This window comes from Actinocorallia lasiicapitis (genome assembly GCF_054778695.1).
Map to the genome: position 1 here is coordinate 1 of NZ_BAAGZI010000919.1, position 544 is coordinate 544.

Below are 544 nucleotides of genomic sequence, written 5' to 3' on the forward strand. Positions count from 1 at the left end.
AAGAGGGCGAGGCCGTCGTCGGGTGCCAGGGCGGGCATACCGGTGCGGCGCAGGCGTTCCACATCGGCGTCGCTGAGCCGGTCGGCCATGCCGCCGACCTCCACGAGCGGCCCGAACGCCAGCGACGTGCCGGGCAGCCCCAGGTCCCGGCGGTGCCGGGCGAGCGCGTCGAGCCAGGCGTTGGCTGCCGAGTAGTTGGCCTGGCCGGGGCCGCCCAGAGTGCCCGCGACCGACGAGAACAGCACGAACGCGGACAGATCACTGGCACGGGTCAGCTCGTGCAGATGCCAGGCGGCGTCGAGCTTGGGGCGGAGCACCGCGTCCATCCGGTCGGGGGTGAGCGAGGCAATGACCCCGTCGTCCAGCACCCCCGCCGAATGGATCACCACGGTGAGGGTGCGGCCGGTGAGCAGGCTGGCGACGGCATCGCGGTCGGCGACGTCACAGGCGGCGACCTCGGTTTCCGCGCCCAGCGCGGCCAGTTCGGCGACGAGGTCGGCAGCGCCCGGCGCGTCCACGCCGCGACGGCTGGTCAGCAGCAGGC

The 544-nt window shown here is 74.1% G+C and carries 1 protein-coding gene; it reads right to left on the minus strand.

Annotated features, from left to right (window positions below):
- Positions 1-544: SDR family oxidoreductase (locus ACYVE7_RS35500; RefSeq protein ID WP_460371099.1), on the minus strand; the 544-nt coding region annotated here is incomplete at both ends.